26 protein-coding genes are annotated in these 26,252 nt (G+C 54.7%); 24 read left to right on the forward strand and 2 right to left on the reverse strand.

All coding sequences use genetic code 11. From position 1 onward, the window contains the following. Nucleotides 1–45: 45 nt before the first annotated feature. Nucleotides 46–1,155, reverse strand: a complete 1,110-nt coding sequence (locus K325_RS18200; RefSeq protein WP_051146546.1) for an OmpA family protein — start codon at nt 1,153–1,155, stop codon at nt 46–48. Between the two features lie 405 nt (nt 1,156–1,560). Here K325_RS18200 and K325_RS0103655 point away from each other — a divergent pair, with 405 nt between their 5' ends. The 16 genes from K325_RS0103655 to K325_RS0103730 all read left to right on the forward strand — a co-directional run bounded on the left by K325_RS0103655 (nt 1,561) and on the right by K325_RS0103730 (nt 15,298). Further along, nucleotides 1,561–1,734 (forward strand): Flp family type IVb pilin, encoded by a 174-nt coding sequence (locus K325_RS0103655; protein ID WP_156836560.1) that lies wholly within the window; start codon nt 1,561–1,563, stop codon nt 1,732–1,734. Between the two features lie 48 nt (nt 1,735–1,782). Next, nucleotides 1,783–2,223 carry a TadE/TadG family type IV pilus assembly protein gene (locus tag K325_RS0103660; RefSeq protein WP_029652904.1) on the forward strand — a complete coding sequence of 147 codons (441 nt, stop codon included), beginning with the start codon at nt 1,783–1,785 and terminating at the stop codon, nt 2,221–2,223. A 46-nt stretch (nt 2,224–2,269) separates the two neighbouring features. Continuing rightward, entirely contained in the window at nt 2,270–3,187 is a 918-nt protein-coding gene (gene cpaB, locus K325_RS18205; RefSeq protein ID WP_029652905.1) for a Flp pilus assembly protein CpaB, read from the forward strand. Next, a complete protein-coding gene (locus K325_RS0103670) occupies nt 3,177–4,358 on the forward strand; it encodes a type II and III secretion system protein family protein (protein ID WP_029652906.1) in 1,182 nt (393 codons plus the stop codon). Before cpaB ends, K325_RS0103670 begins: the two co-directional genes overlap by 11 nt. Nucleotides 4,359–4,371: 13 nt before the next feature. Beyond that, on the forward strand, nt 4,372–5,541 hold the full coding sequence (locus K325_RS0103675) for a CpaE/TadZ family protein (RefSeq protein ID WP_029652907.1): 1,170 nt from the start codon (nt 4,372–4,374) through the stop codon (nt 5,539–5,541). A 24-nt stretch (nt 5,542–5,565) separates the two neighbouring features. Beyond that, on the forward strand, nt 5,566–6,744 hold the full coding sequence (locus K325_RS0103680) for a TadA family conjugal transfer-associated ATPase (RefSeq protein ID WP_029652908.1): 1,179 nt from the start codon (nt 5,566–5,568) through the stop codon (nt 6,742–6,744). 1 nt (nt 6,745) lies between these two features. Further along, a complete protein-coding gene (locus tag K325_RS0103685) occupies nt 6,746–7,663 on the forward strand; it encodes a type II secretion system F family protein (protein ID WP_029652909.1) in 918 nt (305 codons plus the stop codon). After that, nucleotides 7,656–8,528 (forward strand): type II secretion system F family protein, encoded by an 873-nt coding sequence (locus tag K325_RS0103690; protein ID WP_029652910.1) that lies wholly within the window; start codon nt 7,656–7,658, stop codon nt 8,526–8,528. The genes K325_RS0103685 and K325_RS0103690 overlap by 8 nt, the downstream gene beginning before the upstream one ends. 43 nt (nt 8,529–8,571) lie before the next feature. Further along, nucleotides 8,572–9,282 carry a tetratricopeptide repeat protein gene (locus tag K325_RS0103695; protein ID WP_051146547.1) on the forward strand — a complete coding sequence of 237 codons (711 nt, stop codon included), beginning with the start codon at nt 8,572–8,574 and terminating at the stop codon, nt 9,280–9,282. Further along, the gene (locus K325_RS0103700) at nt 9,279–9,545 is read left to right on the forward strand and encodes a hypothetical protein (protein ID WP_029652912.1); all 267 of its coding nucleotides are present in this window, start codon (nt 9,279–9,281) and stop codon (nt 9,543–9,545) included. The genes K325_RS0103695 and K325_RS0103700 overlap by 4 nt, the downstream gene beginning before the upstream one ends. Then, entirely contained in the window at nt 9,538–11,361 is a 1,824-nt protein-coding gene (locus K325_RS0103705; protein WP_029652913.1) for a pilus assembly protein TadG-related protein, read from the forward strand. The genes K325_RS0103700 and K325_RS0103705 overlap by 8 nt, the downstream gene beginning before the upstream one ends. A gap of 96 nt (nt 11,362–11,457) precedes the next feature. Beyond that, the gene (locus tag K325_RS0103710) at nt 11,458–13,782 is read left to right on the forward strand and encodes a GAF domain-containing SpoIIE family protein phosphatase (RefSeq protein WP_156836561.1); all 2,325 of its coding nucleotides are present in this window, start codon (nt 11,458–11,460) and stop codon (nt 13,780–13,782) included. Then, the gene (locus tag K325_RS18210; RefSeq protein WP_029652915.1) at nt 13,779–14,207 is read left to right on the forward strand and encodes an ATP-binding protein; all 429 of its coding nucleotides are present in this window, start codon (nt 13,779–13,781) and stop codon (nt 14,205–14,207) included. Before K325_RS0103710 ends, K325_RS18210 begins: the two co-directional genes overlap by 4 nt. Further along, nucleotides 14,198–14,590: an STAS domain-containing protein gene (locus K325_RS0103720; RefSeq protein ID WP_029652916.1), complete on the forward strand. Its 393-nt coding sequence runs from the start codon at nt 14,198–14,200 to the stop codon at nt 14,588–14,590. The genes K325_RS18210 and K325_RS0103720 overlap by 10 nt, the downstream gene beginning before the upstream one ends. Beyond that, nucleotides 14,581–14,979 (forward strand): hypothetical protein, encoded by a 399-nt coding sequence (locus K325_RS0103725; RefSeq protein WP_029652917.1) that lies wholly within the window; start codon nt 14,581–14,583, stop codon nt 14,977–14,979. The genes K325_RS0103720 and K325_RS0103725 overlap by 10 nt, the downstream gene beginning before the upstream one ends. Nucleotides 14,980–15,016: 37 nt before the next feature. Next, a complete protein-coding gene (locus tag K325_RS0103730; RefSeq protein ID WP_029652918.1) occupies nt 15,017–15,298 on the forward strand; it encodes a hypothetical protein in 282 nt (93 codons plus the stop codon). A 45-nt stretch (nt 15,299–15,343) separates the two neighbouring features. Here the strand turns inward: K325_RS0103730 and K325_RS0103735 are convergent, their stop codons facing one another. Then, nucleotides 15,344–16,057 carry a hypothetical protein gene (locus tag K325_RS0103735; protein WP_029652919.1) on the reverse strand — a complete coding sequence of 238 codons (714 nt, stop codon included), beginning with the start codon at nt 16,055–16,057 and terminating at the stop codon, nt 15,344–15,346. 340 nt (nt 16,058–16,397) lie between these two features. Here K325_RS0103735 and K325_RS0103740 point away from each other — a divergent pair, with 340 nt between their 5' ends. From K325_RS0103740 to K325_RS0103775, 8 genes are all read left to right on the forward strand, one after another. Next, the gene (locus tag K325_RS0103740; RefSeq protein WP_029652920.1) at nt 16,398–17,621 is read left to right on the forward strand and encodes a peptidoglycan-binding domain-containing protein; all 1,224 of its coding nucleotides are present in this window, start codon (nt 16,398–16,400) and stop codon (nt 17,619–17,621) included. Nucleotides 17,622–18,334: 713 nt separating this feature from the next. Beyond that, entirely contained in the window at nt 18,335–19,471 is a 1,137-nt protein-coding gene (locus K325_RS0103745; RefSeq protein ID WP_029652921.1) for a polysaccharide export protein, read from the forward strand. 5 nt (nt 19,472–19,476) lie between these two features. Then, nucleotides 19,477–19,920: a low molecular weight protein-tyrosine-phosphatase gene (locus K325_RS0103750; protein ID WP_029652922.1), complete on the forward strand. Its 444-nt coding sequence runs from the start codon at nt 19,477–19,479 to the stop codon at nt 19,918–19,920. Nucleotides 19,921–19,926: 6 nt separating this feature from the next. Continuing rightward, nucleotides 19,927–22,146, forward strand: a complete 2,220-nt coding sequence (locus K325_RS0103755) for a polysaccharide biosynthesis tyrosine autokinase (protein WP_029652923.1) — start codon at nt 19,927–19,929, stop codon at nt 22,144–22,146. 20 nt (nt 22,147–22,166) lie between these two features. After that, nucleotides 22,167–23,648 (forward strand): capsule assembly Wzi family protein, encoded by a 1,482-nt coding sequence (locus K325_RS0103760; RefSeq protein WP_228128381.1) that lies wholly within the window; start codon nt 22,167–22,169, stop codon nt 23,646–23,648. Between the two features lie 71 nt (nt 23,649–23,719). Next, nucleotides 23,720–24,793, forward strand: a complete 1,074-nt coding sequence (gene rfbB / locus K325_RS0103765) for a dTDP-glucose 4,6-dehydratase (RefSeq protein WP_029652925.1) — start codon at nt 23,720–23,722, stop codon at nt 24,791–24,793. Then, nucleotides 24,790–25,671, forward strand: coding sequence for a glucose-1-phosphate thymidylyltransferase RfbA (gene rfbA, locus K325_RS0103770; RefSeq protein WP_029652926.1), 882 nt, complete (start codon nt 24,790–24,792; stop codon nt 25,669–25,671). The genes rfbB and rfbA overlap by 4 nt, the downstream gene beginning before the upstream one ends. Then, on the forward strand, nt 25,668–26,252 hold a 585-nt coding region (locus K325_RS0103775; RefSeq protein WP_029652927.1), incomplete at its 3' end, for a DegT/DnrJ/EryC1/StrS family aminotransferase. The genes rfbA and K325_RS0103775, both read left to right, overlap by 4 nt.

A 26,252-nucleotide genomic window follows, 5' to 3' on the forward strand; every position in this document is an offset into this window, starting at 1 on the left:
GAAGGGCAGATGCCAGGCTGGCGCCTGGCATCTGCTGTTTCAGTCTCAGGGCGTTGCGCTCTGATCTTTCTTTACAATTTCCGAGTATTCGCCAGAGACAATGGCTTCTACCCGGCGGTTCTGCGCGCGGCCATTTTCTGTCTCGTTTGTCGCAACGGGCTGAGACTCTCCCATGCCGGTTGTGCGGATGCGGTCTGCACTGATTCCGAATTCATCGATCAGCACTTTCATGACTGCACCGGCACGGCTTTTGGAAAGCTTCTGGTTGTAGGATGAAGGGCCGGTGCTATCGGTATGTCCTTCCAGGAGGATGCGTGACGTTGGGTACTCGCGCAGTGTTTTGGCCAACGTTTTAATCTGTGGATAGAAAGAGGGGAGGACTTCTGTCTTATCGTGTTCGAATTCGACGTACAGGGTCTCCTTGATTTCTCGGGTCAGTTCCTTGGCGCAGCCGTCCTTTTCTACCAGAGCACCTTCAGGAGTATCCGGGCACTTGTCACGGTTGTCAGGGATGCCATCGCCATCCGAGTCGACCGGTGGTGCCGACAGCTTGCTGAGGTCCAGAGGCTCACGACTCTTTGGTGCCGCAGGATACTGGCGACCGAACACGTAGTTCAGGCTGGCGAATACCTGGCCATCGGTGTAGGTGTCTTCCAGTTCAACCCGGCCTCGGATACCGGCTTCGGCCAGAATGCGTGGAGCGAGCATCGACTGAAGGCCTGCTTCAGCGTACAGCATGTGCTCGTTTTCTGAGTCAAAGCCGTCAGCATCAATATAGGTATGGCTGTATCCGGCACCGGCAAATGGGCGCCAGCCTCCCAGGCGGTAGAGGCTTGGGTGAATCCTGCCACCGACTGAGCCCCGGTAGAGGTCTGCGTCCCGGTCTGTATTGCGGGTTTCGGGCTGTGCCATGGAGCCCTGAATAAACAGGCTGGTGGTTGGGTTGAACTGATGGGTGTAATTCGCGCCTACTTCACCGTAATTGTGCAGGTCGTCTTTGGCGTCCGACTTGTCTTCGGAGTTGCCCGAGTCGACATAGCTTACCTCAATCCCCAGGCTGTCATAGCTTGAGGGGAATTTCTGAGAGGCAAGAGAGGGGGCCGACACGGCAGCGATCAAGGCGGCTATCAGGGCTTTCTGAGAGGGTTTCGGCATGTGAACTCCTATTGATGGTTTTCTCTTTCAGTAAGGATAAAATTAATTATACTATAACGGAAGTTTAAGTTTTCTGATCTGTAGCTTTTGTGTGTACGTGTTCTTTGGTTTTCTTTATTTGGCTCGAAATGTGAGCAGTTTTCTGTGTGTCATTAAGTTGTAACACTTTGGTATTGGTTTATTTTTCAGCATTTTTCAGTGTTTCTCAGTTCTTTTACAAAATTTTTCAATATCTTTGCTGACTAACAGGAGGGAAGGGAATAAAGTATTTTCGCTACTTTTTGTTGCAGTATTTCTCTATAGTATAGGCTAATTAAAACTGAATAGACTCAGTTTTAGGAACTAAGTAAAAATTTGGGGGTTTGTGGTATGAGGAAGTGTGCAATGTTGGCGTCCGGAAATAGCTTGAAGAAGCAGAAGGGCGCGTCGTCGCTCGAGTATGTCATGTTGGCGGCAGTTATCGTTGCGATTCTGATTGTGGTCTCCAACACCGGGCTGGGTGACACCATGGCCGATTTCTTTACAGACCTGTTTGATACCGCTTCCGGCACCGTCAGTGGTGAAAGTAGCGGCGGTTGAGGCTGGCACCGTAATGGTGTCTTCGTTAAGTGAGCGAATGAGGTAGCCATGCTGAGCCTGAGCAGGCATTCCGGAGTCGTGTCTCTGGAGTTTGTGTTTGTTTTTCCTTTGCTGGTTGCATTGCTGTACGGCGGTGCGGTCTACGGCATGCTCTTCTTTCACAAGGCGGAGATGCAGGAGGCGGTGGATAAAGCCGTCGCCTCCGTGTTCTACCTGGATCGCCGTCAGTTCAGTAATTTTGGCGACGAAGTGCTGTTTCACAGCGAGGCTGCGTTGGAGCAGCTGAGCGAGCGCTTACCGCAACGGGTGCGTTCCCGGATTTCTGAGCAGCAATGTCGTGAGGTTTCCGACAGTGGGGTGGCGATTCTGGAATGCTCGCTGATGATTTCTGGCAAGGAGCCTATGTTGCCCCAGCTGAATCTTGGGGCGTTGGGGCGCTTCCCTCCCCAGCCAGAGAGTATGACGGTGAGCGCCAGCGTGGCGTTTTAATGGCGAAATAGCGCAGATAGACAAAACAAGGACAGGAAGGTGAATCATGAGGACGAGGTTTGTAACTACCTTGCCCGCTTTGGTGCTGGCGGTGTTGGCCATTGTGTTGGCGATTGTCGGGCTGATGCGTTATGAGCAGAAGCCAGTCGAAGCCGCGGTTGTAGAAAAGAACGACGTGACATCGGAGCCTGAGCCGGCCGCTGTATTCACCTACGTCTTTGCGGTCGAGAATATTGAAGCAGGGCAGAAGTTGGTGCCGGAGCTGTTTCAGAGTGTTGAAACGGCTGCAGAGCTTGACGGTGCCTTGCTGAAGGAGGATGTCCCTTTTGGTGAAACCCTCAAGGTGCCTGTCAACGCTGGTATGCCGCTGACCCGCAGCGCGCTTGAAGATGTCAGCGACCTTGCCCGGGTGTTGTCGGTGGAGGAGCGGGCCATGGCGTTTGATCTGAACCCGTTGTCCGGTATTGGTGGCCTGCTGGTGCCAGGGGATCGGGTGGATGTGATCGCCACGTTCCGCAGTGATTCAAAAGATATGGCATCCAGCTCCGTTATTCTGAGTGACCTGGAAGTTCTGGCGATTCGTGGCCTGTTGGATCCCCGGGCAGAGCCAGAAGACGACGACCGGAACAAGCGCAACGCAACCATGGTGCTTGCGGTGCCCCGGGAAGATGTTGGCAGGCTCGCCCTGGCATCGGCTGAAAGCCATCTGCGATTTGTGGCTTCTTCCAGAGAGATTGTGGTGGACGCCTTGTCCGAGCCGAACGATCAGGCAGCCACAGCGTCGCCTGAAGAGATGAGGAAAGCAAACGTCGCGTTCCTGTCTGAGATTCGCCCCCGGTCCCCTGAGGCGATAGCCAAAGAAGAGGCGAAGAAGCAGCAGGAGGAGAAGAAAAAGAAAGAGGATCCCGGGCACAAAGTGCACGTTTTTGAAGGTTCAGGTACAAGGACAGTTTATGTTCGCTAACATCAGGCATCGTTTGATTCAACGTGTTCTAACCCCTCTCCTGGTTTTGTTCGCAGCGACGCAGGCAGCATTGGCTGCGGGCGATGAGCCCATCTTGCTGGCGCCAGGGCAGCAACACGTTCTTCTGTTTACTAAATCGCTTGAGAAGGTTGCGGTAAGCGCTCCCGAAGTGGCTGCAGTGCAGGTCTCTGATGTCAACGAAGTGCTTGTGACGGCCCATGACATTGGTGAGGCAACGGTCCGGGTGTGGCTCAAAGGTGTCGATCAGCCGAGAGAAACCCGTTACCTGATCACGTCTACGGCTGGTGTGCGGCATCAGGCTCCCATGCAGGTGCAGACGGATATCCGGGTGGTGGAAGTAAACCGCAAGGAACTCAACACCCTGGGTGTCTACTACGCCAAATTGTTCAATAACGGAAGCAACAGCTTTGGCATGGCTCCTCCTGGCAGCGGGTTCCGGGGCTTTGGCGGCGTCACTCAGGCGGCGGAAGGCATCGGTTCGGAGGGCTTCAACTTGTTTGGGTTCGGTTCCAGTTCCATGAGTATTGTCAACGCACTTGAATCCGGCGGTTTTGCCTACACCCTTGCCGAGCCGTCCCTCGTCAGTCTCAGTGGGCAGAGAGCAACCTTCCTGTCCGGTGGCGAATTCCCCGTTCCCGTCTCCAGTGACAACGGCGATGTACAGATCGATTACCGGGAGTTTGGTGTGAGTCTGTCTCTGACCCCGACCGTTGTCGATGAAAACCAGATCATCCTGAAAGTGGCTCCGGAAGTGAGTGAGCTGGATTTCTCCTCAGGCGTGACCACGTCCGGCGTCTCAGTTCCCGGGCTCAGTATCCGCCGCACGGAGACGACCGTCTCCATGGCGCCGGGGGAGAGTTTTATCATCAGTGGCCTGGTCAGCCGGTCGACGTTCAATAACAGTGACCGCCTGCCGGGCTTGGGTAATATCCCGATTCTGGGGGCTTTTTTCAGGTCTGACCGCGTCGCCAATGATGAAAAAGAGCTGATTATGGTGGTGACGCCTCACTTCGTTAGCGCCCAGAAAGAGCTGCCGGAGGAAGCCGCGAATTTTGGTAAGCGGTACGAATACGGAAGCACCGAATGGGGCGATATGTTCATGAACTCCAGGGACGGCACAGAGCCGCTCGAAAGTGGCCTGAGCTGGTAAGGAGACAATCAAAATGAACGAAACTCTGATTTGTGTTTCTGATGATATCGGAGTCCGTGTCTGGCTGGACCGGGTACTCGACAACGAGTGGGCATTGGAATGTGTCTCTTCTTCCGATCTTTCAAGAGTCAGTCGGCTGGTTCAGGCCACCCACGCTTCCGTGGTGATGGTTGCCGTTGCAGATGATGAACCAGAGAAATCGGTAAAGCTGTTCTCCGCGATTCAGAAGGCCAACCCGGATACCCATCTGGTGGCTGTTGCTTCCCATGTATCTCAGGACTTGCTGTTGAGGGTGATGAGGGCTGGTGCCCGTGATTGCCTGATCATGGCAGCGGATTCCGAAGTTGCGAAAGAGCGTCTTCAGGCTCTTTCTGGTAGTGGCCCGCGCAATCACTCGGCGAAAATCCGGTATCACGATCAGAGCATCACGATGATTGTGGGGGCCTCTCCGGTCGTCGATACCCGGTTTTTTGCGCAAAACCTGGCGAATGAAGTCAACCGGCTACCGTCAACCGGAACGGTGCTGGCTATTGATGCGTTCGCGCCCGACGGTCGCACCTTCTACCTGGATAGCCTGAATCGTATCTCTCTGAACGAACTCGTCAGTCGCACAGATGTGGTTGACCACTCGTTTGTCAGTACCGCTCTCGAAGAATACGCGACGGGGTTTCGTCTGTTGTCTGGCGACATCGGGCGGGAGGCGCTTACCGGCGACGCGTCAGCAGATTTGTTTATCGCGTTGTCTCAGCTGGCGGAACTCTTTGATCACGTAATCCTGCATGTCGGAACTCCGGAGGCCCAGGCCTGGATGAGAATTATGGGTGCCGATATCTCACGCTTGATCGTTGTGTCCCACCCGGTTGTTAATCAGGTGCAACAGGCAGAAAACCTGGTTAAGGGCTGCCATGATGTTCTCAACCCGCAATGTGACATTCACTTTGTGATTGATGGCCATGAGAAGCGCGCCAGCCTGAGCGTCAGCGAAATCGAGAAACGGCTGGATCTCACCTGCGACCTGACCTTACCGATGGAATGGCAGAGTCGTCTGGACTCGATCAATGCGGGCATTCCTCTGACATCCTTGCCGAGACGCTCCGGGTACCAGAAACAGCTTCAGCGATTTGTGGGTAATCATTACTCCGCCACTGGCAAGCCAGCGGGAAAACGGCGGCTGTTCAAATAGCAACTGGGATGACGGAGAGACCACGTGGCAACGCGAATCGATGAAGAGTACCAACAGTTAAAAAGGCAGGTGCACGCCTATCTGGTGGAAAGGCTGGACGAAGAAGGGGTCGAGGTTGAGCGCACGGAAAAGTCGAAGCTGGATGCCTTTGTTCAGGTAAACGTTGCGCAATACATCAATACCCACCGCATTCCGTTAGCGGCGTCTGATCAGTCGATGCTGGCCCGTGAAACCATGGACGAGATCGTTGGGTACGGGCCGCTGGAGCCTTTGTTGGCCGATGGCCAGATCAACGACATTCTGGTGAATGGCCCCAGAAGTGTCTTTGTCGAAGTGGCTGGCGTTCTCCAGAAAGCGCACACCCGTTTTATCGACGACGAGCACGTTATGCGGATCATCCGGAGGGTACTGGCGCCTCTCGGACGGCGGCTGGATGAAAGCAGCCCGATGGTCGACGCGCGCCTTCCTGATGGATCCCGGGTGAATGCGATTATCCCGCCTATCGCGCTGGATGGTCCTTCCATCTCCATTCGGAAGTTCACAAACAAGCACCTTACCGCATCCGATCTGGTGAACCGTGGCTCCATGACCCGGGAATGCCTCGACTTGCTGATATCCATTGTTCAGGGTCGTCGAAACCTTCTGGTCAGTGGCGGTACCGGCACCGGTAAAACCACCATCCTGAACATGCTCAGCCAGTACCTTCCCAAAGATGAGCGGATCGTGACCATTGAAGACTCTGCGGAGCTTCAGCTGGAACACCCCCACATTGTCCGCCTGGAAACCCGGCCGGCCAATGCGGAAGGCTCGGGGCGAATCAGTGCCCGGGAGCTGGTGATCAACGCGCTCCGGATGCGCCCGGATCGCGTCATTGTGGGTGAGGTTCGGTCTGGTGAAATCATCGAGTTGCTGCAGGCCATGAATACCGGGCATGAGGGGTCGATGAGTACCATCCACGCGAATACCTCGAAGGATGCGCTGATCCGTATAGAAACTCTGCTGGCGGTGAATGGCTACGATGCTGGCGAAAGAGCCATAGGGCGACTGATCAGTTCTTCCCTGGATGTGATTGTTCAGCTGGCCCGCCTGCCCAGTGGCCGTCGCCTGGTGAGTGAGATCGTTGCCCTGACACCAACCAAGGACGATCCGTACCTGTCCAGAACGCTCTACCGCGCAAAAGAGCTTTCAGAAGTCGAGGCCTAGTATGAGTGAGCAGCTTTTCTGGCTGATGAGCCTGTTGGTCGGGTTTCTTGCAATTCTGTATCTGTTGCTCCAACTGGTTTGGGAGCAGCTCAGTGCAGCGGTCAGACTCCGGAAGCAGATTCGCCAACGGCTTAATCCGCCGGTGGTGAAGAGCGAAAACGCTCAGGTGGCAATCGATCTCGGGCCACTGGATCACCTGCTGGTTCGGGCTGGCATCCATTGGTCTACGTCAAAGGTGTCTGGCGTGCTGGCCATCATGATCGGATTTGTCGTTGCCATTGTGGTGTTCCGTGGCTGGGTCGAGGCGCTGGTGGCGGTTTTTTTCCTGGCGACCGGGGTCGTTACGCTCTGGCGCCTGATGTACGAGAAACAGCGTCGTCAGATATTCGCTGAACTTCCTGTCATTGTGGATTCGGTGATTCGTTCACTGTCGGCCGGGCGCTCGGTGGAGCAGAGCCTGGCGATTGCCTTTGGTGATGCCTCGCCAGTGTTTAACCCGCTGGTCTTCCGGCTGAAAAGTGCCATTGCCCAGGGGAGGGACTATACGCCCATTCTGGACGGATTTGCCGGCCTCTATAACATTCCCTCCATTACCCAGGTTGCCCTGGCCCTGAGAACCTCGGCGCGTTTTGGTTCCTCGGTGCGTCCCGTCCTGCTGGAGGTGTCAAAAGCTATCCGGGCCAGGCAGGAGTTGCGACAGGAGTTTATGGCAGCCACGGCTGAAACCCGGTTTACCGCCATGGTCTTTGCACTGATGCCGCCGGCGATGGCGGTCTACATCGTACTCATGAACGAGGACTTCGCAGAAACCCTGCTGAACACCGGTACCGGGCATACCATGCTGATCATCGCCGGGGTTCTTCAGCTACTGGGCTCTGCGCTGATCTGGAACCTGATCCGGGGAGTTGGTCGTGGATAATTTCTGGTTTGCCGCCGCACTCATCTGTGCGCTTGTTTCCCTGGTTTCCGTCTACGCCTGGAGCCCCGCCCGGGCGCTCAAGGCGAGGGCCACCTCTCGGTTACAGCACCATCAGATGGTAAACGATGAAAATGCGGAAGGGGCGATTCTTAACGAGTTTGTGTTTGCCCTGGTGGAGAAGAAATTCCTGGCAGGGGATTTCAAAGAACTGGAAGAAGCCTTGGATGCAACGGGTAAAACACCTTTACGGGCCCGACAGGTGTACCTCGTGTTCTGCTGGCTTCTTCCGATGGTCGCCGCCGTCCTTTTGTCGGTGTTTGCCGATGTATTGATTGCGATGATTGGGTTCATGCTCTGTTTTTACCTTCCCCGGCGCTCTATACGTAGTGCGGGGAAAACTGCAGAAAAGCAGCAGAATCGTGAGGCTATTGAGCTATGCCACCTCACCAGAATGATGATGGAAGCGGGGCTGACACCAGAAAGGGCCCTGAAGCTCATTGCGCTCCAGGGGCGGGAGCTGATGCCTCTGCTGATCAAACGCATTGAGCGCTTCAATCGGGTTATGGAGAGTGGTGCAGACCGAAGTCATGCCCTTGAGGACATGGGCCGGAACAAGAATCTGAATGTATTGCGAAGCTACGTCACGATTATGAAGCAGGCGGGTTCTCTTGGCTCTGCGGTCTCAGGTGGTCTGGAGCAGATTATTGCTGATGCCCATCACGACGAACGGAGCAAACTGAAAGAGGAAACCAACCGGATAGGCGCAAGAATGACCATCATCATGATGGTTTTCATGCTCCCCGCCCTCTTTATTCTGATCGGCGGGCCTGCTGTGCTCTCGATCATGGATGCGTTACAGCGGTGATCACCTCGTTACCGAAATTCTGGTGTTTTATTAGGAGTCATATATGAAAGCCAAGGCGTCGTTCCGGCTACCGATTCTGGCAGTATCAATGGCAGCGTTTATCTCCGGTTGTGCCACAACGTCTGAGCGTGACTCTCAGGGCCCCAGGGAGAGTCTGGAGAGTGGGCAACAGTTTACGGTTAGTTGTTCAACCACTCTTAGCCCGGAGCACCGGGTAGAGCTGGATGCGATTGATGCGATGATGGCATCTTCCGATAACTACGCTGCGCTGGCTCGTCTCGAAGCCATGCCGTTTGAAACTCAGCACCACTGGCTTCGCTGGGCCCAGCTTCTGGGTAAGGTGGAGCAGCTGGAATATTCCGAAGAGGCCTATTTGCAGGTTGCACAAACGTGTGACAGCTCCGAGGCGTATCACGGTCTTGGCGTGGTGTACGTCAAAGCCGGAAAACTCGCCGAGGGCATTCAGGCGCTGGCTGATGCGAAATCCAGAGCTCCGGCCTCAGCCGACATACGCAATGACTTTGGCATTGTGCTTATGCAGGGAGGCTTCTACGGACAGGCCGCCTTCGAACTGCGTACCGCGTATGAGTTATCGGGCCGGAAAGACGGCATTGGCCGCAACATGGTGGCAGCGTATTTTCTCCATGGTGGCGAATCGGCTTTGAAGCGGATTCAGCGGGAGCTGAGGCTCGACGCGGAGGTGGTTGAGCGCGGTGTTGCGTTCTCGGAGCGGTTTGAAGGGGGTGCAGTATGATCATTCGCGTGTCGCTGATTGGTTTGATGCTGGCTTTGCCCATGGCTGCCGTTGCCAATGATGTGCTTGAAGATGCCCTGAGCGGCCCCGGTTTTGAGCGGGACGAGCGGGCTCATGCCCGTAAAGCGCTGGATGCTCAGGTTAAACAGCCGGTCAGAGGTAAGGAGCTCAGCGCTCAGATCTACCTGAGAACGCAGAAGCGATTGGCCGAGAGTTTTGATCACAAGATCCCTGAAACGCTGGCGGAGCCAACCCGTGATTAGGCATAAGCCACAGCGCGGTGTTCTGATCTTCATCACGCCGTTCCTGTTCGTGGCGATTGCCGTGGTCATCACGCTGGCGATGGATGCATCTCGGTTGCGGGCCGCAAAATCAGAGATGCAGCGTATCGTAAATGCTGCGGCAACGGCCGCGGCGGACGAGGCTCAGGCCTGTGGTGTTGGCGACTTCGCCGAAATGCGCTCGCGAGCCCTCGTTGCTGCACGCCAGGCAGGTTTTGATGGTGACGCCAGCGAGTTAGAGGTTTTCGCCGGGGTGCTTGACCCCAGCACGGATGATACCCGGGTTCTAGAATTTACGCCGAAAGCGCAGGCCCAGATTCGCCAGACGAATGCCGCTGTCGTTCGGTATACCCGGTCTGAACCCATCTCGTCCCTCTTGCCGAGCTCTCTGGTTCCGCCGATGGATATCAGTGTAAATGCGGCGGCTCGAAAAGAACTCTATGCCGTGATGAGTGCCAATGCCTCAACCCTGAAGGTGCAGAACGGCCTGCTTGGAAACCTGCTGGGGCTGGTGCTTGGACAAAGCAATTACAGTCTGGACCCGACGGATCTGGCGAGCCTGCAGAATACGTTGGTGGGCGTTGGGGATTTGCTGTCTGTACTGGGCATCAAAGACGTTGTTTCGCTTTTGGATACGCCGTTGGTTCAGGTTCTTGAGGGAGTCACGACTCTGGTTGGGGGAGTGACAACGCCTGTAGGGGAGCTTGTCGACGGATTGACCGGAGCGCTTGGTATAAGTGGGCTGGATACCTCCGCGGTACTGAAAGTAGTGGGCGAGAGCTCGGCTGCCACCAATGCGGAGTTCCCGCTTTACGATTTCCTGATCAGCGTGGTGTTGAACAGTGTCAGTGCCTTGAATCAGACCGGTGACGGGTTGGTCTCCTTGGAGTTGGATACCAACGAGTCGCCGGTTCTCTCCACGCTGCTGAGTGGTCTGGAGTTTCTGGCAGACCTCGATCTTACCCTGAAACTGGGGGTGGCGAACCCGGCGCAGGTCGTCATCGGGCCTGCTCGTCAGGGAGAAGATGGGCAATGGCTGACTCAGATGCGGGCCTCCGACATTTCATTGGAAGTCGCGGCAGATCTGCAGCTGGTCACGGGTGAGATTGGTAAAATCATTAAGGGGTTGTCGCTCGGGTTGCTGGACCTTCAGATTCTGGATGATATTCGCGTGCCTCTGGTGGTTCAGGTTGGTGGCGGCACCGCGGAGCTGGTCGGTGCGAACTGTGCCAGAGGCCGGGACAATGAAGTGGACCTCGACGTGATTGTTGCCGGAAGCATTGCGAATGTTGAAACCGGGACAATCAACCCGTTTAACGGTCTTGTTGACCGGGAGCCTCTTAAAGCAACCATACTCAAACTCCATCTGCTGGATTACCCCGTGCTGGGCCTCTGCCTGAATGCCGACCTTGGCGTGTCGCTTCCAACCAGTGAGAAACCCCAGGCGGTCTACGACTATGGGCTGCATTGTGATGGCGGTCAGTGCCGGGTGGCTTTCGAAGGTGGTGGCCCAACCTGGATTGAGGGGTTGAATGTGCAGTTCGATAACCTGTCACTTAGCTGTGGTGATGGCGGGCTGGCCGATGTTATTTCCGGGGTGGTTGATCTGATTCTGAGTGTGCTGACGCCAATCATTCAATCGCTGCTGGATATTGTGACAACCGTGCTGCTTAAAGGCATTGTCTCGCCGCTCCTGATGTTGCTGGGGGTCGATCTGGCCGGCCTTGAAGTAACGGTCGTGGGAGCGGACCAATTGAGTACACAGCTGATTGAAAATGTGGAGTTTCGTGGTAACTGATCGAATTGCCTTTTAGAATCGCCTTGCTCTTCAGCATTCGGGTCGTTATAGGGAGTCAGGTTGTTGCCGGGGATTATTGAAGAATCAGAAACAATTATGCTGTTTGCTCTGATCGTTTTCTTGGTACTTATGTACCTTGTGGCCCTGAGAGACCGTTCCAGAACCGCCGGGCGCTTTCGTGCATTGACCAAAGCCCTGGAGGAGGCCCAGCGTCGTCTTCGCTCGTCTGTTTCTGACACACGATCCATGTTGAACCAAGGGGCCGCGATCGTGCTGGTTTTCGACCGGCACAGCCTGAAGCTCCTGTTTGCAAACCAGCAAGCACTGGAACTGTTCGGTTGTGACAGCACAGAGGCCTTGTCTGATCAGATAATGATGAGGCCCGATGCCTGGCAGCCAGAACCCTTTTCCCTTCTGGATTTCGAACGCTGGATGGACCAGCTGAAAACCAGCGGGTCACAGCGGAAAGACTGGTTGTTCTGCGGTCCGGACCGGCAAGGGGTCTGGACCGATTGTTTTGTTGGCAATACGGTTTTTGAGGGCAAGGCTGCCCGAATGCTCAGTGCGGGCAATATCCACCAATACCGGATGGATCGGTTGGCGGACAGCATGAGAAACCGGGTGCTGACCGACATCACGGCGGGCAATGGGCTGGAGGGCATCTTCGACAGCCTCTGCAAGCTGACCGAAATAAGACTTAAAGACACTCGTTGCCAGATCTCGTTATTTGATCAGCAAAGAGACCACCTGATCCCCATGGGAACGTCGCGCTTCGCCAAAGAGCTGCGGGCGCACCTTCCTGTCATTTCTGCGAGTTACGCGGCCACATCCATTGGCACGGCGGCCTACACGCGAAAACGTATTATCTGCGAATCCATTCGAGCCGATCATCGTTGGCAGGGTGGCGCGGCCGTGGCGGAGGCGCTGGGTGTGAACTCCGTCTGGTCTGAGCCTATCCTGAATCATCAAGGCGAATTGCTTGGCGTATTCTCGGCGTTCAGCCCTGTGCCCGGAAAGTCCGATGACGGGGCGCTGGAAGACATGGCCTCTGTTGTGTCGCTGGCCGGGCTTGCCATTGAGCGGCTGGGATGGAGGCAGAATCTGGAAGCCGCCGCCTCCAGTGAGCGTTTTATCCGACAGCTGGGCGTTGATCTTGTGAACCTGCCACCGGGGCCTGAGTTTGAAACGCGCTTGCGGTCTGTGCTCCACAATGTCGTCGCTCAGTACGAACTGGGTTCCGTCGGAGTCTGGGAGCAACGTGTGGAGCAGGAAGGTTTTTCGCTTCTGGTTGCAACCAGTAAAGCGGTGGGGGGATCGGAAGAGGCGGATGAGCGTGAACCGGTCAGTGGAACCTTCCTAGTGGATGAACGTCTGGTTCGTGATGCCTTCCGGGGATCTCAGCCAGAATACTTTAATGTTCAGGATGGCCTCTATGCCTCCCTCGTTCTGAATGATGAAGGGAAGCCGGTTCTGGTTATTCCTGTTGACGATATAGAGCAGAGCGGAAGAAGGCTCGGCCTGATTACTGTGCAATCCCAGTTCGTTTTTATTGCTCAGGAGGTGATCGAACACCTTCAGGTGATAGCGACGATGGTTCGTACGGTATTGCTCAACCGTCGTCTGGTCCAGTCGCTGTCGCGCGCGATGGAAGCTGAGCAGAGCGAACGCCGTAAACTTGAAGGAGAGTTGTCCGTCGCGCGCTCTATTCAGATGTCGATGGTACCGGGGGCCGGGCATTTCAAAGAGACGTACCGGAACTGGACGATTGATGCCTGGCTTAAGCCGGCGAAGGCAGTGGGGGGCGACCTGTACGAGTTCATCCGGCTGCCCACCGGAAAAGCGGTGGTCGCGGTAGGCGATGTATCGGATAAGGGGGCTCCGGCCGCGTTGTTTATGGCGAAGACCGTCAGCCTGCTCAACCTGTTGGTAAGGATGCACGATGGTGATCTGAAAGCGATTGCGGAAGCTCTCAATGCAGAGCTCTGTCGTGCGAATGACAGCTGCATGTTTGTGACCATGATCCTCTGCACGATCGATCTGACCACCGGACAGGTGAGCTGGCTCAACGCGGGCCATGATGCGCCGTTGAGCATAAAAGGCATTGCCGCGCCGGAATTTATGCATGTTGAATCCGGCCCGCCCCTGGGGCTCTACGAGAACACTGGTTACCCGGTCAGTCAGTCCCGGATTGTGCCGGGGCAAAAAGTGGCGTTATACAGTGATGGTGTGACCGAGGCGTTCAATGTTAACCGCGAGGCATTTGGGAGCGACAGGCTTCTGAGTCTTGGCTTCCGGGCACCGCTTCAATCTGATGGGTTGCTTGAGTTGTTGCGGCAACAGATCCTCGGGTTTATCGGGCCGTCGCCGCAATCTGATGACATTACGATTCTGACTGTTCACCATCATGGCGCTGGATCATGACACTGACAATAACAACCGAAGACCGTGTTGCCTCAATCATTGAGGCTGTGAAAAATCGTTTGCCTTCCGACTGTCACGATAGCGATGTGATGTACGATTGTTGTACAATCATCGACGAGTTTCATTCGAACATGCGTGAGCATGTGGCGCCGGATAAGCATAGCGTGAGTTGGCGGCTGACGGTCGCCTATCGAAGCGGTGTGATCTGTCTCTGTTTTCAATATAAAGGTGAGCGTTTTGATCCGACGGGGGCTGATGAAGTAGAGCCTCTGCCGATTGAGGACCGTTCCATCGGAGGGCTTGGTTTAAGCCTGATATCCGAGTTGAGTGACAAAATCGATTACACCTACCGTAACGGAATGAACACATTAAACGTTGAAGTCGGTACCATCGGAATTCCCAAGGAAGATGACCCATGTCTCTGAATATCGTCGAAAAAATCAATGCAAATGAAGCTGTCAGCCTCGCGTTGCAGGGTTCGTTGGACAGCGATACGGCGCCTCAGTTGGATGAGCGGCTGAACCGCATCATCGGGCCGTCTACCAAGGTTGTGGCCTTCAATATGGCAGGTGTTACGTTTATCAGTTCCGCAGGGCTACGGGTGATTTTCAAAACCTTAAAGTTAATGAAATCCCGTGGCGGTCAGGTCAGTGTTACGCAGATGAGTAAAGGGGTCAGGAAGGTTTTTGAAATCGTCAAGGTAATGCCGGATCTGACAGTGTTTGCCAGCCAGACTGAAATGGATGACTACCTCGAAGCAATACAACGTCGGGCGGAAGGCGCCTTCGGGGAGGGAGCATGTCTGTAGTACTGGATGGCACGGTTGGTATCCAGAGGGACCGGAACGGTGACGTTGCCAACGTTGTCTGGTTTCTCTATGGCCTTCCCTGTGATGGAGGCGAACCCGAAAACGTGGTGTTCCTGAACGAATCCTTCGGGGCCAACTCGCCGCAAATGGTCGCCTTTGATCTGGATGATGAAGAGTATGTGATTTACGCAGACTGGGACTCTTCATTGGAGGATCGACAGGCTCGGGAACTCAGGCATTTTTACCAGACGTACGGGTATATTCTGATTTCCTGCCTTCGCGAAAAAGCCAGGATGGAAGATGGCCTTGTCAGGCGCGAATGGATTACGCCGGTCAAGTACTACGAGAATTATATGGCCATGGTTAACGATATGGCCGATGCCGGATAAAGGTATCACTACGGTTTTATGCATACCGGAGTTCATTATGCGCCAAGATTATCAAACGCAGTACCGGGGGGAAGTTGAAGCCCTGGCCGAGAAAGGATTTGAGGTGTACCTTCTTGATGGTGCGGCGTTAAGGTCCAGAGGCAATGTTGGAGACGTGGCCATGCCTTCTGGCTTGAAGGCTGCGCTGGCAGACTTTTGCCGGGGCTCATTAGCGCTTTCGGAATTCAGTGCCGACATGCTGGTTGAGAGAGATGGAAAGCAGCGGCAGGAAGAAGGCGTTCAGCGAAAGCGCCTGAAGCTTTCCACCAAAATCAGCTGAGCGGCCTCAGCGCTCACTCGCCTGTTCCTTTCTTCAGGGCCACGCTCAGTGGCCGCTATTCTGCATCAGTTCTGGAAAGTCCTCCCCAAGGCCTGCATTTTTCAGCATCGATTTCAGGCCGGATCTATGTCTCAAGTAATCGGTTGTGGCCAGCGCGTCGGGAGCTTTCAGGCACCGAAGAGATTCGTCCCAGGTTAACAGGCTCCGAAGTTCCCCGATCGGAAGGGCCGTGTGCTTGAGTACGATAATTCCGTGTTGTCTGGACTTGAGTACGGCATCCCGGCCCGAGGTAAGGCAGACAAGAAAGGTACGCTTATCGGCTCTAAAAGGGGCTGGCTGAACGCCGTGCATGGTGAGGTAGAAGTTCGTGGTGCCTCGCAGCTTCCTGGCAGCCGCTATGAGAATCTGGTGTGAATTCCAAGAGAGCCGGGCGGATTGATAAACCCCATGGCACACCGAGAGAATAACATCTGCCTTTGCGCACTGCCGGTTCACCATCACCCGCATGGCCGCATCCGACATGTCTGTGAACCAGGGTTTCAGGTCGGCTGTCGTGAAAACGGGCTCCAGCCCGAAAAGGGAACCGTGTTCCACGAGCATTCGAAGGCGGTCGGCAGGTCTTATCAGGTAAAGCGTATCCGGCTCCTGAATGGCGCCTGGGACTGCCGAGCGATGGCTGCTTCCGTTGTCGGTGGGTCTGCCGCGTAATGCCGGGCAATGTGTGCTCTGGTCGGCAGTTGGCTGGGTAGTCTTCAGCATGGCGCAGGCTCCGTAGTAGACGTTGCTCCCCGGGGAATTGGAGGAAGTTGAGTGAATCGTTACTTTGCGTAATGAATGGTATAGTTGTTGTTATACGATAACAAGGTGTATTGTGCCGGGAGTGTACGCGTGAAGGGTCCCGGACTAACAGGGAAGCGGGGTTGGTGGATTTATGAGCATAGAGAAAGGCTTGAATATTGGGGCTCGGATGAGCCTCCGATCCTCGCGCCGGAGTATGGATCGGGTATACTTGTGGCACTTTGTTGTTGGTATAGGGGTGTGCGGTAAATGTTTCGCCGCCCTATCTGCCAAAAGTTATCAAGCGCCAATGAGGAATCGGATGGCTAACCCGGATCTGCGAGCCTTCAGGCTCGCGCTAATCGCATCAGCATTTGTGTCGTTTTCTGGTTGTGCCATTCAGGAACAGCCATCCGCTTCGACTGTAAGCGGTGTGTACGCCTATGAAGTTGGGGGAGGGGCTGCTCCGGCGAGCGAAGAAGCCTCTGCATCATCCGAAACGGTGAAGGTAGGCGTTGCCGCCGAGGCGGAGCCGGGTGTCCGGACTGAGGTTGCTGTCGCGAAAACGGGTGAGGCCGAGGCCGCTGAACAAAAAACGCCTGCCTCGCCAACGGGGGCAGAGGAGAGTGTGGGAACACCGATACCTGCGTTAAATGGGACCGGCGCTCAGAGTACAGACGTCGGTTTGGAAATCAAACCTGGTGAATGCTGGGTATACGCCCAGATACAGCCCCGGCCCGTTGATGACAGTGTTACTGTCCGGGTCCGGGATTCTGAAGTTCGCCTGGATGTGACTCCCGCAGAGTTCAGGCGGGGGTTCAAGCAGGTGGTTACCCGGGAAGGAACGAAGACCTTCCGGGTGGAGCCCGCGACCTATAAAGAAATTGAAGAGCGCGTGCTGGTGAAACCGGAAACGACTCGATTGGTTGTTGAGCCTGCTCAGTATGAAGAGGTTCAGGAAGAGGTTGTGCTTGAGCCAGCCAGAACCGAGCTGGAGCCTTGTCGTACGTCTGGAGCTGCCGCCTATGGTGCATCCTCCGCTGTGCTTGGCTTCTGTGCCAGGGAAATTCCTGCGCGCACCAAGACGGTGACCGTTACCCGCCTGGTCAAGCCCGAGACCACACGCACCGAGGTTATTCCGGCAGAGTACAAAACGGTTACCCGTAAGGTGATCGACAAGCCGGCTCAGGTTGTGCCCGTTAAGGTGGACGATGAGATTGACACCCTTGAGGTTGCTGAACTTGTAGAGCCTGCCCAGACAAAGCAGCGGGAAATACCGGCCGAAACCGTGAATGTGAATGTCCGGAGGTACGATGGTCGCCCACGAATTGTTGCGCGCCAAGCCGTGTGTGACCACAAGCTGACGCGGGATATGGTTCGCGAAATTCAAACCCGCCTTGTCGGGCTCGGCTACTCCACTGGCGAGTTGGATGGGTTGCCGGGGCCGAACACCATTGATGCTCTGACCCTGTATCAGATAGAAAACGGGCTCGCCTCCGGTGCGATAACGATAGAAACGATGGAGCACCTGGGGCTCTGGAACTGAGATCGCGAGTTGTCAGGCAAGGTTGCTCGGGCGGCTTTGTCTGATAGGTTTCTGTGGTGACTTTGGTCATTAGTGATCTGGATTTGCTCAGGACTTTTAATATTTCCTTGATTTATATTTATTATCGTATAGCATAACTTATGTGGTTCGGCTTGCTTTGACCATTCGACTCCGGTTGGGTCAGGGCGCTGTCTGCCACCAAGTCTCTGATTTGAGTGGCGCGCTCGCCCTCTCGAAGTTGCTCAAGAGGCTAAAGTCGTGTGCACAACCTTGCCCGCCATCCCGTCGCGGGCTTTTTTTTGCCCGTTTTCAGTCTGCGGTGGGGTGGCAGGCCGGTTAAATCTTGTAAAAATTGAGGCGGGCCGAATATATGATCGACTATCGGATAGGGTAATATATATCGTCTTTTTATGTGTATCATATCTGTGGCCGAATAGCGTCGGTGTTGTAACTTGATTGTCATGCGGTGTCGCGTACAATCGTCACAATTCTGAAATACAGCAAATTAACCCTGACAAGGACTCCGTTGGGAACTCCCTCCCGCTGTAGCGGCTGATCCTCTGTCTTAAGAAAACTGATTTTAATGACCGCAAAGCACTGGGCCCTGGTCGGTGGGGCGGTAGCGTGCCTGAAAGAGCGGTTGCCAAATTGCTTTTAGATGCGCATCATTTGCGGTTCAAAATAACATCTTCTTTCAAGGTCTGGTCTTTAACATGAAACAACTGCTCGCCGCTGTTGTAATGGTTTTTCTTGGCGGTTGTGCCGCAATTCCTGGCTCGCACATTCCTTCCGGCACCTCAAAATGGTTCAGCGAAGAGAGCGGAGGCAAGCAAGAGGAAGCGTTGGATCTTGAGTCCCAGGTAGATATTTACTCCATCACGCCCAGGCTCATCAGGACGATGAAAGGAAAATCGGCGGCGGTTCCCGCCCAAAATGCGGATCTTGAGAAAGAAATTGAATCCTACGACTACGTGGTAAATGCGGGGGATATCCTCAACATAACAGTGTGGGATCACCCGGAGCTGACCATTCCTGCTGGCTCAATGCGTACGCCAACAGAGGCTGGCAACTGGGTTCATAGTGACGGCACAATTTTTTACCCTTATGTGGGCAGAGTGAAAGTTGCGGGCCTGAAAGTAACAGAAATTCGCGACATCCTCCGTGAGCGGCTCGCGGAATACATAGAATCTCCCCAGGTGGATGTTACCGTGGCTGGCTTTCGTTCCAAGCGGGTGTACGTAACGGGCGAAGTTAAAACGCCTGGTACACAGTCGATTACCAACGTCCCTTTAACGTTGTTGGAAGCTGTAAGCCAGGCCGGTGGCCTGACTGAGGTCGCAGACTGGACTAACGTAACGCTTACGCGGGGTGATAAAACGCACCAGTTTTCCTTAAGAGAGCTGTATCAGAAAGGCAATATCAAAGAAAATGTTGTGCTCCGGCCTAACGACATTGTTCATGTAGCCCGCAACGATGCTGCCAAGGTGTTTGTGTTGGGCGAAGTGGTAGACCCTCAAAGCATTAATTTTGGTCGTAGCGATATCTCCCTGGCCGATGCTCTTACCGAAGCGGGTGGGTTTGCACAAGCAACAGCCGATGCCAGTGGCGTGTTTGTAGTGCGCCGGGCGCCTGAAGGTAGTAACAAGGTGGCAAACGTGTATCAGCTGAACGCCCGTAATGCCACCGCTCTGGTCTTGGCTGATCAGTTTTTCCTCCAACCCAGAGACATTGTATATGTAACCGCTGCTCCCATTGCGCGCTGGAATCGTCTGATTGCCCAAATTGTTCCCACAGCACAGGCGATATACTTCTTCGCGCGAGCAGAAGACGAAGTAACGGACACAAACTAATGGCTATGTTTAACCGTATTCTCGTGGTTTGTGTGGGGAATATTTGCCGCAGCCCCATGGGGGAGTATCTGTTGCGCCAAAAGCTGGCGCATCGGCCTGGAGTCGTCATTGAGTCTGCTGGGATTTCGGCCCTTGTCGGAAAGCCTGCAGATGAAACTGCTCTCGAATTGCTGCAAGAGCATGGCATGGATGCGTCCGAGCACAAGGCCAGGCAAACGACGGAAGCTCTTTTGGCTAACGCCGACATAGTTCTTGCTATGGAAAGGGGGCACCTGAAGCAGTTGTACCAAACAGCGCCTCAAATTCGAGGCAAAGCTTTTCTGATGGGTAAATGGATTGGTGACAAGGATGTGCCAGATCCCTACAAACAACAACGCCCGGCGTTTGAGCACGCGTATAAATTGATCGACCAGGCGTCTGAAGCCTGGCTTAAATACCTGGATAAATAACTTTCAATGACTGACAAAAACCCGCCGCAGCAACCGGACAACGATGAAATCGACCTGATGGCTTTATTGGGCAGCCTATGGGATGGCCGATGGTTGATTGCCGCCATTACTGTTTTGATTACCTTGATAGGTGTGTTTTACGCGCTGATTCAGGTGCCGGTATACCAAGCTAATGCTTTGATTCAGATTGAAAGCAATAAGGGTGGGTTGCCAGGGATGGAGGGGGTTTCAGAGCTTTTTGCCTCGGAGTCCAGCGCCACCACCGAAATCGAAATCATCAAGAGCCGCCGTGTGTTGGGTAACGTGGTGGACTCCCTCCAGCTGGATATCCAGGTTAGCCCAAATTATTTCCCCGTGATCGGCGAGGCCATGGCTCAGCGTTTTCAGGGCGCCAGCGGCGAGTTGGCCGAGCCGCTGATGGGTGACCATTACGCATGGGGTGGGGAAAGCCTCACCATGTCACGCTTAAGCGTGCCAGAAGGCGCGGAAGGGCGCCCCCTGGTGCTTGAGGCGACAGAAAGCGGCTGGGCGTTGTATGAATACGAAGTGGCTCCCGGCAATCTGTTGCTTGAAGGCGGTGTGAATGAGCCGGAAGACGCCAACGGTTACGGGTTGATGGTCACAGAACTCATCGCCCGCCCCGGTACCTGGTTCCACGTTAAAAAACTGCGCCGGTTTAGTGCCATCGCCGATCTTCAGGCACGCATGAGCGCTTCGGAACGAAGCAGGAACTCCGGCATCGTTGCCATCAGCTACGAACATAAAAACTACCGCCTGGCGGAGCGCATTCTGGATGAGGTGGGCAAGCACTACGTTCGACAGAACGTTGAGCGTAGCAGCGCCGAGGCCTCCAAGTCTCTTGAGTTCCTTCGCCAAAAACTGCCTGAGGTAAAGCAAGAGCTGGAAGAAGCCGAGCGCAAATTGAATGAATACCAAGTGGACGCCGTAACTATTGATATTACGGCAGAAGGTGAAGCCATTCTGGACCAGGTAGTGGACCTGGAGCGCCGAATTTCCGAGTTGGAAATCCAACGGGCTGAAATTGAACAGCGCTTTCGGGATTCTCACCCCCGTTACCGGGCTTGGGCATCCCAAATGCAGGAGCTTAAGGCACGACGGGCGGAACTGGATCAGCGTATTGGTAATCTTCCGGAAACCCAGCAAAAGCTGGTGCGGCTGCGTCGCGACGTAGAGGTTGGCAACGAAATCTATCTGCAAATGCTCTCAAACATCCAGCAGCTGGATATCGCACGGGCCGGAACGGTCGGCAACGTGCGGGTTCTGGATGAAGCGGCGGTGAACATCAATGCGCCGGTTCGCCCCAAGAGATCACTGATTGTAGCCGTTGCATTTTTTCTTGGTGGCATGATCGGGGTGGGCGTGGTGCTGGTGCGCGCAGCCGTTAACCGCGGTGTGGAAAACCCGGATGAGATTGAGCGCATTGGCTTGCCGGTATACGCGGGCATTCCGTATTCCAAAACGCAGCACGACATTCTGGACAGAAAAAAACGCAAAAAAGGCACGCCCAATCTTGTGAACTTGCTGGCGATCGAAAACCCGGCAGATTTGGCGATTGAGTCTTTACGCAGCCTGCGTACCAGTCTCCATTTCGGCATGATGGATGCCAAAAATAATATATTGATGATCTCCGGCCCCAGCCCAGGTGTAGGTAAAACCTTTGTGTCTACTAATCTGGCCGCGATCATGGCCTTGGCTGATCAGAAAGTGTTGCTCATTGATGCGGATATGCGGAAGGGGTTCAGCCATGAAATTTTTAGAGTTTCCAACGAGAATGGTCTTTCCGGTGTTCTTTCTGGCCAATGCAGCCTAAGCGAAGCAATTCATTGTTCCGATATGTCGGGCATGCTCAGTTTTATGCCCCGGGGCCCAGTGCCCCCTAATCCGTCAGAACTTCTGATGAGCAAGCGCTTTGAGGAGTTGCTGGAAAAAGTGGCGCCGGATTACGACCTCGTGATTGTAGATACACCGCCCATTCTCGCGGTAACCGATGCCGCTGTGGTGGGGCGCCATGCAGGCACAACCATGCTGGTCACGCGGTTTGGCTTGAACCCGATCAAAGAGATCGAGCTAACCAAGCGGCGGTTTGAACAAAACGACATCTCGGTGAAGGGCGTCATACTCAACGGTGTCGTAAAGAAAGCCTCTGCATACGGGTACGGCGGATACGGATACTACAACTACGAATACAAGGCAGACAAAGCGTGACAGGCTTACGGAAGAACTGCTTGATCAGTGTTCAAGGGCTTGCTGTTTCAATCCTGGCCACGGCAGTGGTGGGGCAGGCAACGGCGGCGCCCTGGTTGGAGCCAGGTGACCCCAGGGCCAGGCATGCTGTGCAACAGCTGGCAGACCGGGGCCACCTCAACCGTACTGTCACGACCTGGCCCATAATGTGGGCCACTATAGACACCGGTTTGAAAGATCAGGGTAGTGCTCACACCGACGCAAACGTAAACAGTGCCAATGCCTACCTGGCCTTCGAGCAAAACTACCAGGCGGCTGGTGGTATGCGTAACGATATCACCTTGGCGGGCACTACAGAGACTCCGTTTATTCGTGGTTTTGATGGCGGCCCGAGGGAAGCCGGTGAAGCCACCGCAAGAGTAGAACTGCAAGCCCAAAACTGGGCCGCCCGCGCCAGTTTTACCTACGCCATAGACCCGGAAGACGACGAAAACATAAGGCTGGACGGCAGCTACCTGGCTGGCACTGCCGCAAACTGGGTGCTGGGTGCCGGTGCCATAGAGCGATGGTGGGGCCCGGGCTGGAGCAACAGCCTGATCCTCTCTACCAATGCCAGGCCCATGCCTACTGCGTGGCTTAACCGGAAAGATGCCAAGCCTTTTGAAAGCAAATGGCTGAGTTGGATAGGCCCCTGGCAGTTCACAGTGTTCGCCGGCCAGTACGAGAAAGAACGAGCAGTGCCGAACGCTAAACTGATTGGGATGCGGGCCACTTTCCGGCCAGTGCAAGGTTTGGATATTGGCCTCTCCAGGGCCATCATGTTTGGCGGAGATGGCAGACCGGAGAACGCGAGCACCATCTGGAACGCGATAATTGGCAAAGATAACGGCCAGCTGGAAGAAAACGACCCGGGTAACCAGATCGCAAGTATTGATGTCCGCTACGGCTTCCCCGTTGGCGAGGGCAGCATGAGCGTCTATAGCCAGATGGTAGGGGAGGATGAGGCTGGCGCCTTCCCGGCCAGAAAATCGTGGCTCCTGGGGTCCGACTGGACGACGAGTCTTGGCAAGAGTCAGCAGCAATGGTATCTGGAGTATACAAACACCACCGCTGACGACTTTCTTGGCAACGCCATTCCCAGCATCGCCTACGAACACAGTACTTACCAAACCGGCTACCGCTATTATGGTCGCAACATGGCGAGCACATTCGAAGGTGATGCCGAGGCCGCAACTTTGGGTGCCTACAATTTTTTTCCTAACGGCCACAATCTGAGTATTGCGCTGACGTGGGCTGATTTGAACACCGATAGCAGAAGCCGAGTGGCGAAGAGTAATCCGAGTGTGTTCTATAACGTTCCCGCATTTCAACAGGAGTTTGCGTTGCTTGATGCAAGTTATGGGATGCCATTCGTCGGCGGCTGGTTAAAGCTCAAAGCGCAAGCGTTGAACGACCGGATAGTGTTTGAGTCTGGAAAAAAGCAGGATTGGTTTGTCTCGGCTGCTTGGAGTTATCGTTTTTAAACCCACTTAGCTGTCCTGGCATGGGTATGCTCCTTTCCATCACAACGTTTTAACCTGAGCAAAATACCAAAATGAAACTACTAGTTACTGGGGGCGCTGGCTTCATAGGCTCCGCCGTTATCCGCCACATCATCCAAAGCACCCAAGATGAAGTGGTCAACCTCGACAAACTTACCTACGCCGGAAACTTAGAAAGCCTGGTCCAGGTAAGCGATAGCGAGCGCTACAGTTTCGAACACGTCGACATCTGCAACCGTGCCGAAGTCGACCGGGTTCTGGGCGAGCATCAGCCAGACGCCATCATGCACCTGGCTGCCGAGAGTCACGTAGATCGCTCCATAGACGGCCCGGCGGAGTTCATTGAAACCAACATCGTAGGCACCTACACACTGCTGGAAGCCACTCGACATTACTGGCAGGCCTTAGAGGGTAATAAAAAAGCCAGTTTCCGCTTCCATCACATCAGTACAGACGAAGTGTACGGCGACCTCCCGCACCCAGGCGAAACGCCCAATGCGGAAGAACACCTATTTACCGAACAAACCGCCTACTCCCCGAGCAGCCCTTACAGCGCCAGCAAAGCCAGTTCAGACCATTTGGTGCGCGCTTGGCAGCGCACATACGGCCTGCCGGTACTGGTCACCAACTGCAGCAACAACTATGGCCCCTACCATTTCCCGGAGAAACTCATCCCGCTGATGATTCTGAACGCCCTGGAAGGCAAGCCGCTCCCGGTCTACGGCAAAGGCGACCAGATCCGTGACTGGTTGTTTGTGGAAGACCACGCAAGAGCCCTTTACAAAGTCGTCACCGAGGGCAAAGGGGGCGAAACCTACAACATCGGCGGTCACAACGAAAAAAAGAACATAGAAGTCGTACACACCATCTGCGACATCCTGCAGGAACTCCGTCCGCAGGAACACAGCTACCGGGACTTCATCACCTTTGTGCAAGACCGCCCCGGCCACGACATGCGCTATGCCATAGACGCCAGAAAAATCCAGAGAGAGCTCGGCTGGGCCCCCGAAGAAACCTTCGAAACCGGAATTCAAAAAACCGTACGGTGGTACCTCGAAAATCTAGAGTGGTGCAAACGTGTTCAAGATGGCAGCTATCAACGAGAACGTTTGGGAATGAAAATATGAAAGGTATCGTTCTGGCGGGCGGCTCCGGCACCCGCCTGTACCCCATAACACTTGGCACTTCCAAGCAACTCCTGCCAGTGTACGACAAACCCATGATCTACTACCCACTCTCTGTACTCATGCTCGCGGGCATCCGGGATATCCTCATCATCACCACCCCGGAAGATCAGGCTGGCTTCAAGCGTGCACTGGGCTCCGGTGAACAATTTGGCATTAACCTCAGCTACGAAATCCAGCCAAGCCCGGACGGCCTCGCCCAGGCCTTCATCATAGGCGAAAAGTTCATCGGTGATGACAGCGTATGCCTGGTACTGGGCGACAACATCTTTTATGGGCAGGGCTTCACCCCCAAGCTTAAACAAGCCGCCGAAAATGCGAAATCCGGTAAAGGCGCCACCGTGTTCGGCTATCAGGTTAAAGACCCGGAACGCTTCGGCGTAGTGGAATTCGACGAAAACCACCAGGCTATCTCCATCGAAGAAAAGCCCGCCAAGCCAAAATCACACTACGCCGTCACCGGCTTGTACTTCTACGACAACCAGATAGTAGACATCGCAAAACAGGTAAAGCCCAGCCACCGGGGCGAGCTGGAAATCACCTGCGTAAACCGCGCCTATCTGGAGCAGGGCAATCTGAACGTTGAACTGCTGGGCCGGGGTTTTGCCTGGCTGGACACCGGCACCCACGAAAGCTTGCTGGAAGCCGCGCAGTTTGTGGAAACCATTGAAAAGCGTCAAGGCTACAAAATCGCTTGCCTTGAGGAGATTGCGTTTAATCAGGGTTGGTTGGACCATATTCAACTGCAAGAACAGGCCAATCAGCTCAAAAAAAATGGCTACGGTGAATATCTACAGGACTTGCTGGAAGACGCTCAATGATACCCGTCACCAAACCCTACTTCCCCAGCCGTGAAAAGCTTAACTACTACATAGACGGCATCTACGAACGCCAATGGCTAACCAACAACGGCCAACTGGTACAAGAGCTGACCAAACGTCTGGAAGACTATCTGGGCGTTGAAAACCTGCTGCTGGTTTCCAGTGGCACGCTTGCGCTGCAAATTGCCTATCGCGCTTTGGGGGTAAGCGACGCAAACCCTGGCGCACAGCCAGAAGCCATTACCACCCCGTTCAGCTTCATAGCCACAGCCAGTTCATTGAAATGGGACGGCGTACAGCCGGTATTTGCCGACATAGACCCGCACACCTGGTGCTTGAACCCGGCCACCATCGAAGCAGCCATTACACCGAACACCCGCGCCATCGTGCCAGTACACGTGTTCGGCAACGCTTGCGATGTGGAAGCCATCGGCGCCATCGCCCAAAAGTACAACCTGAAAGTCATCTACGACGCAGCCCACGCCTTCGGCGTGAAATATAAAGGCGAAAGCCTGCTCAAGCACGGTGATGCCGCCACGCTCAGCTTCCATGCCACCAAGCTGTTCCATACCGGTGAGGGG

The organism is Marinobacter daepoensis DSM 16072 (assembly GCF_000421165.1).
GTDB lineage: Bacteria > Pseudomonadota > Gammaproteobacteria > Pseudomonadales > Oleiphilaceae > Marinobacter > Marinobacter daepoensis.

Bases quoted from the DNA above. Each gene is read 5' to 3' on its own strand.
- K325_RS18200 (WP_051146546.1), bottom strand. From the start codon at position 1,155: ATGCCGAAACCCTCTCAGAAAGCCCTGATAGCCGCCTTGATCGCTGCC.
- K325_RS0103660 (WP_029652904.1), top strand. From the start codon at position 1,783: ATGCTGAGCCTGAGCAGGCATTCCGGAGTCGTGTCTCTGGAGTTTGTG.
- cpaB (WP_029652905.1), top strand. From the start codon at position 2,270: ATGAGGACGAGGTTTGTAACTACCTTGCCCGCTTTGGTGCTGGCGGTG.
- K325_RS0103670 (WP_029652906.1), top strand. From the start codon at position 3,177: ATGTTCGCTAACATCAGGCATCGTTTGATTCAACGTGTTCTAACCCCT.
- K325_RS0103675 (WP_029652907.1), top strand. From the start codon at position 4,372: ATGAACGAAACTCTGATTTGTGTTTCTGATGATATCGGAGTCCGTGTC.
- K325_RS0103685 (WP_029652909.1), top strand. From the start codon at position 6,746: ATGAGTGAGCAGCTTTTCTGGCTGATGAGCCTGTTGGTCGGGTTTCTT.
- K325_RS0103695 (WP_051146547.1), top strand. From the start codon at position 8,572: ATGAAAGCCAAGGCGTCGTTCCGGCTACCGATTCTGGCAGTATCAATG.
- K325_RS0103700 (WP_029652912.1), top strand. From the start codon at position 9,279: ATGATCATTCGCGTGTCGCTGATTGGTTTGATGCTGGCTTTGCCCATG.
- K325_RS0103710 (WP_156836561.1), top strand. From the start codon at position 11,458: ATGCTGTTTGCTCTGATCGTTTTCTTGGTACTTATGTACCTTGTGGCC.
- K325_RS18210 (WP_029652915.1), top strand. From the start codon at position 13,779: ATGACACTGACAATAACAACCGAAGACCGTGTTGCCTCAATCATTGAG.
- K325_RS0103720 (WP_029652916.1), top strand. From the start codon at position 14,198: ATGTCTCTGAATATCGTCGAAAAAATCAATGCAAATGAAGCTGTCAGC.
- K325_RS0103725 (WP_029652917.1), top strand. From the start codon at position 14,581: ATGTCTGTAGTACTGGATGGCACGGTTGGTATCCAGAGGGACCGGAAC.
- K325_RS0103730 (WP_029652918.1), top strand. From the start codon at position 15,017: ATGCGCCAAGATTATCAAACGCAGTACCGGGGGGAAGTTGAAGCCCTG.
- K325_RS0103735 (WP_029652919.1), bottom strand. From the start codon at position 16,057: ATGCTGAAGACTACCCAGCCAACTGCCGACCAGAGCACACATTGCCCG.
- K325_RS0103740 (WP_029652920.1), top strand. From the start codon at position 16,398: ATGGCTAACCCGGATCTGCGAGCCTTCAGGCTCGCGCTAATCGCATCA.
- K325_RS0103745 (WP_029652921.1), top strand. From the start codon at position 18,335: ATGAAACAACTGCTCGCCGCTGTTGTAATGGTTTTTCTTGGCGGTTGT.
- K325_RS0103750 (WP_029652922.1), top strand. From the start codon at position 19,477: ATGTTTAACCGTATTCTCGTGGTTTGTGTGGGGAATATTTGCCGCAGC.
- K325_RS0103755 (WP_029652923.1), top strand. From the start codon at position 19,927: ATGACTGACAAAAACCCGCCGCAGCAACCGGACAACGATGAAATCGAC.
- rfbB (WP_029652925.1), top strand. From the start codon at position 23,720: ATGAAACTACTAGTTACTGGGGGCGCTGGCTTCATAGGCTCCGCCGTT.
- rfbA (WP_029652926.1), top strand. From the start codon at position 24,790: ATGAAAGGTATCGTTCTGGCGGGCGGCTCCGGCACCCGCCTGTACCCC.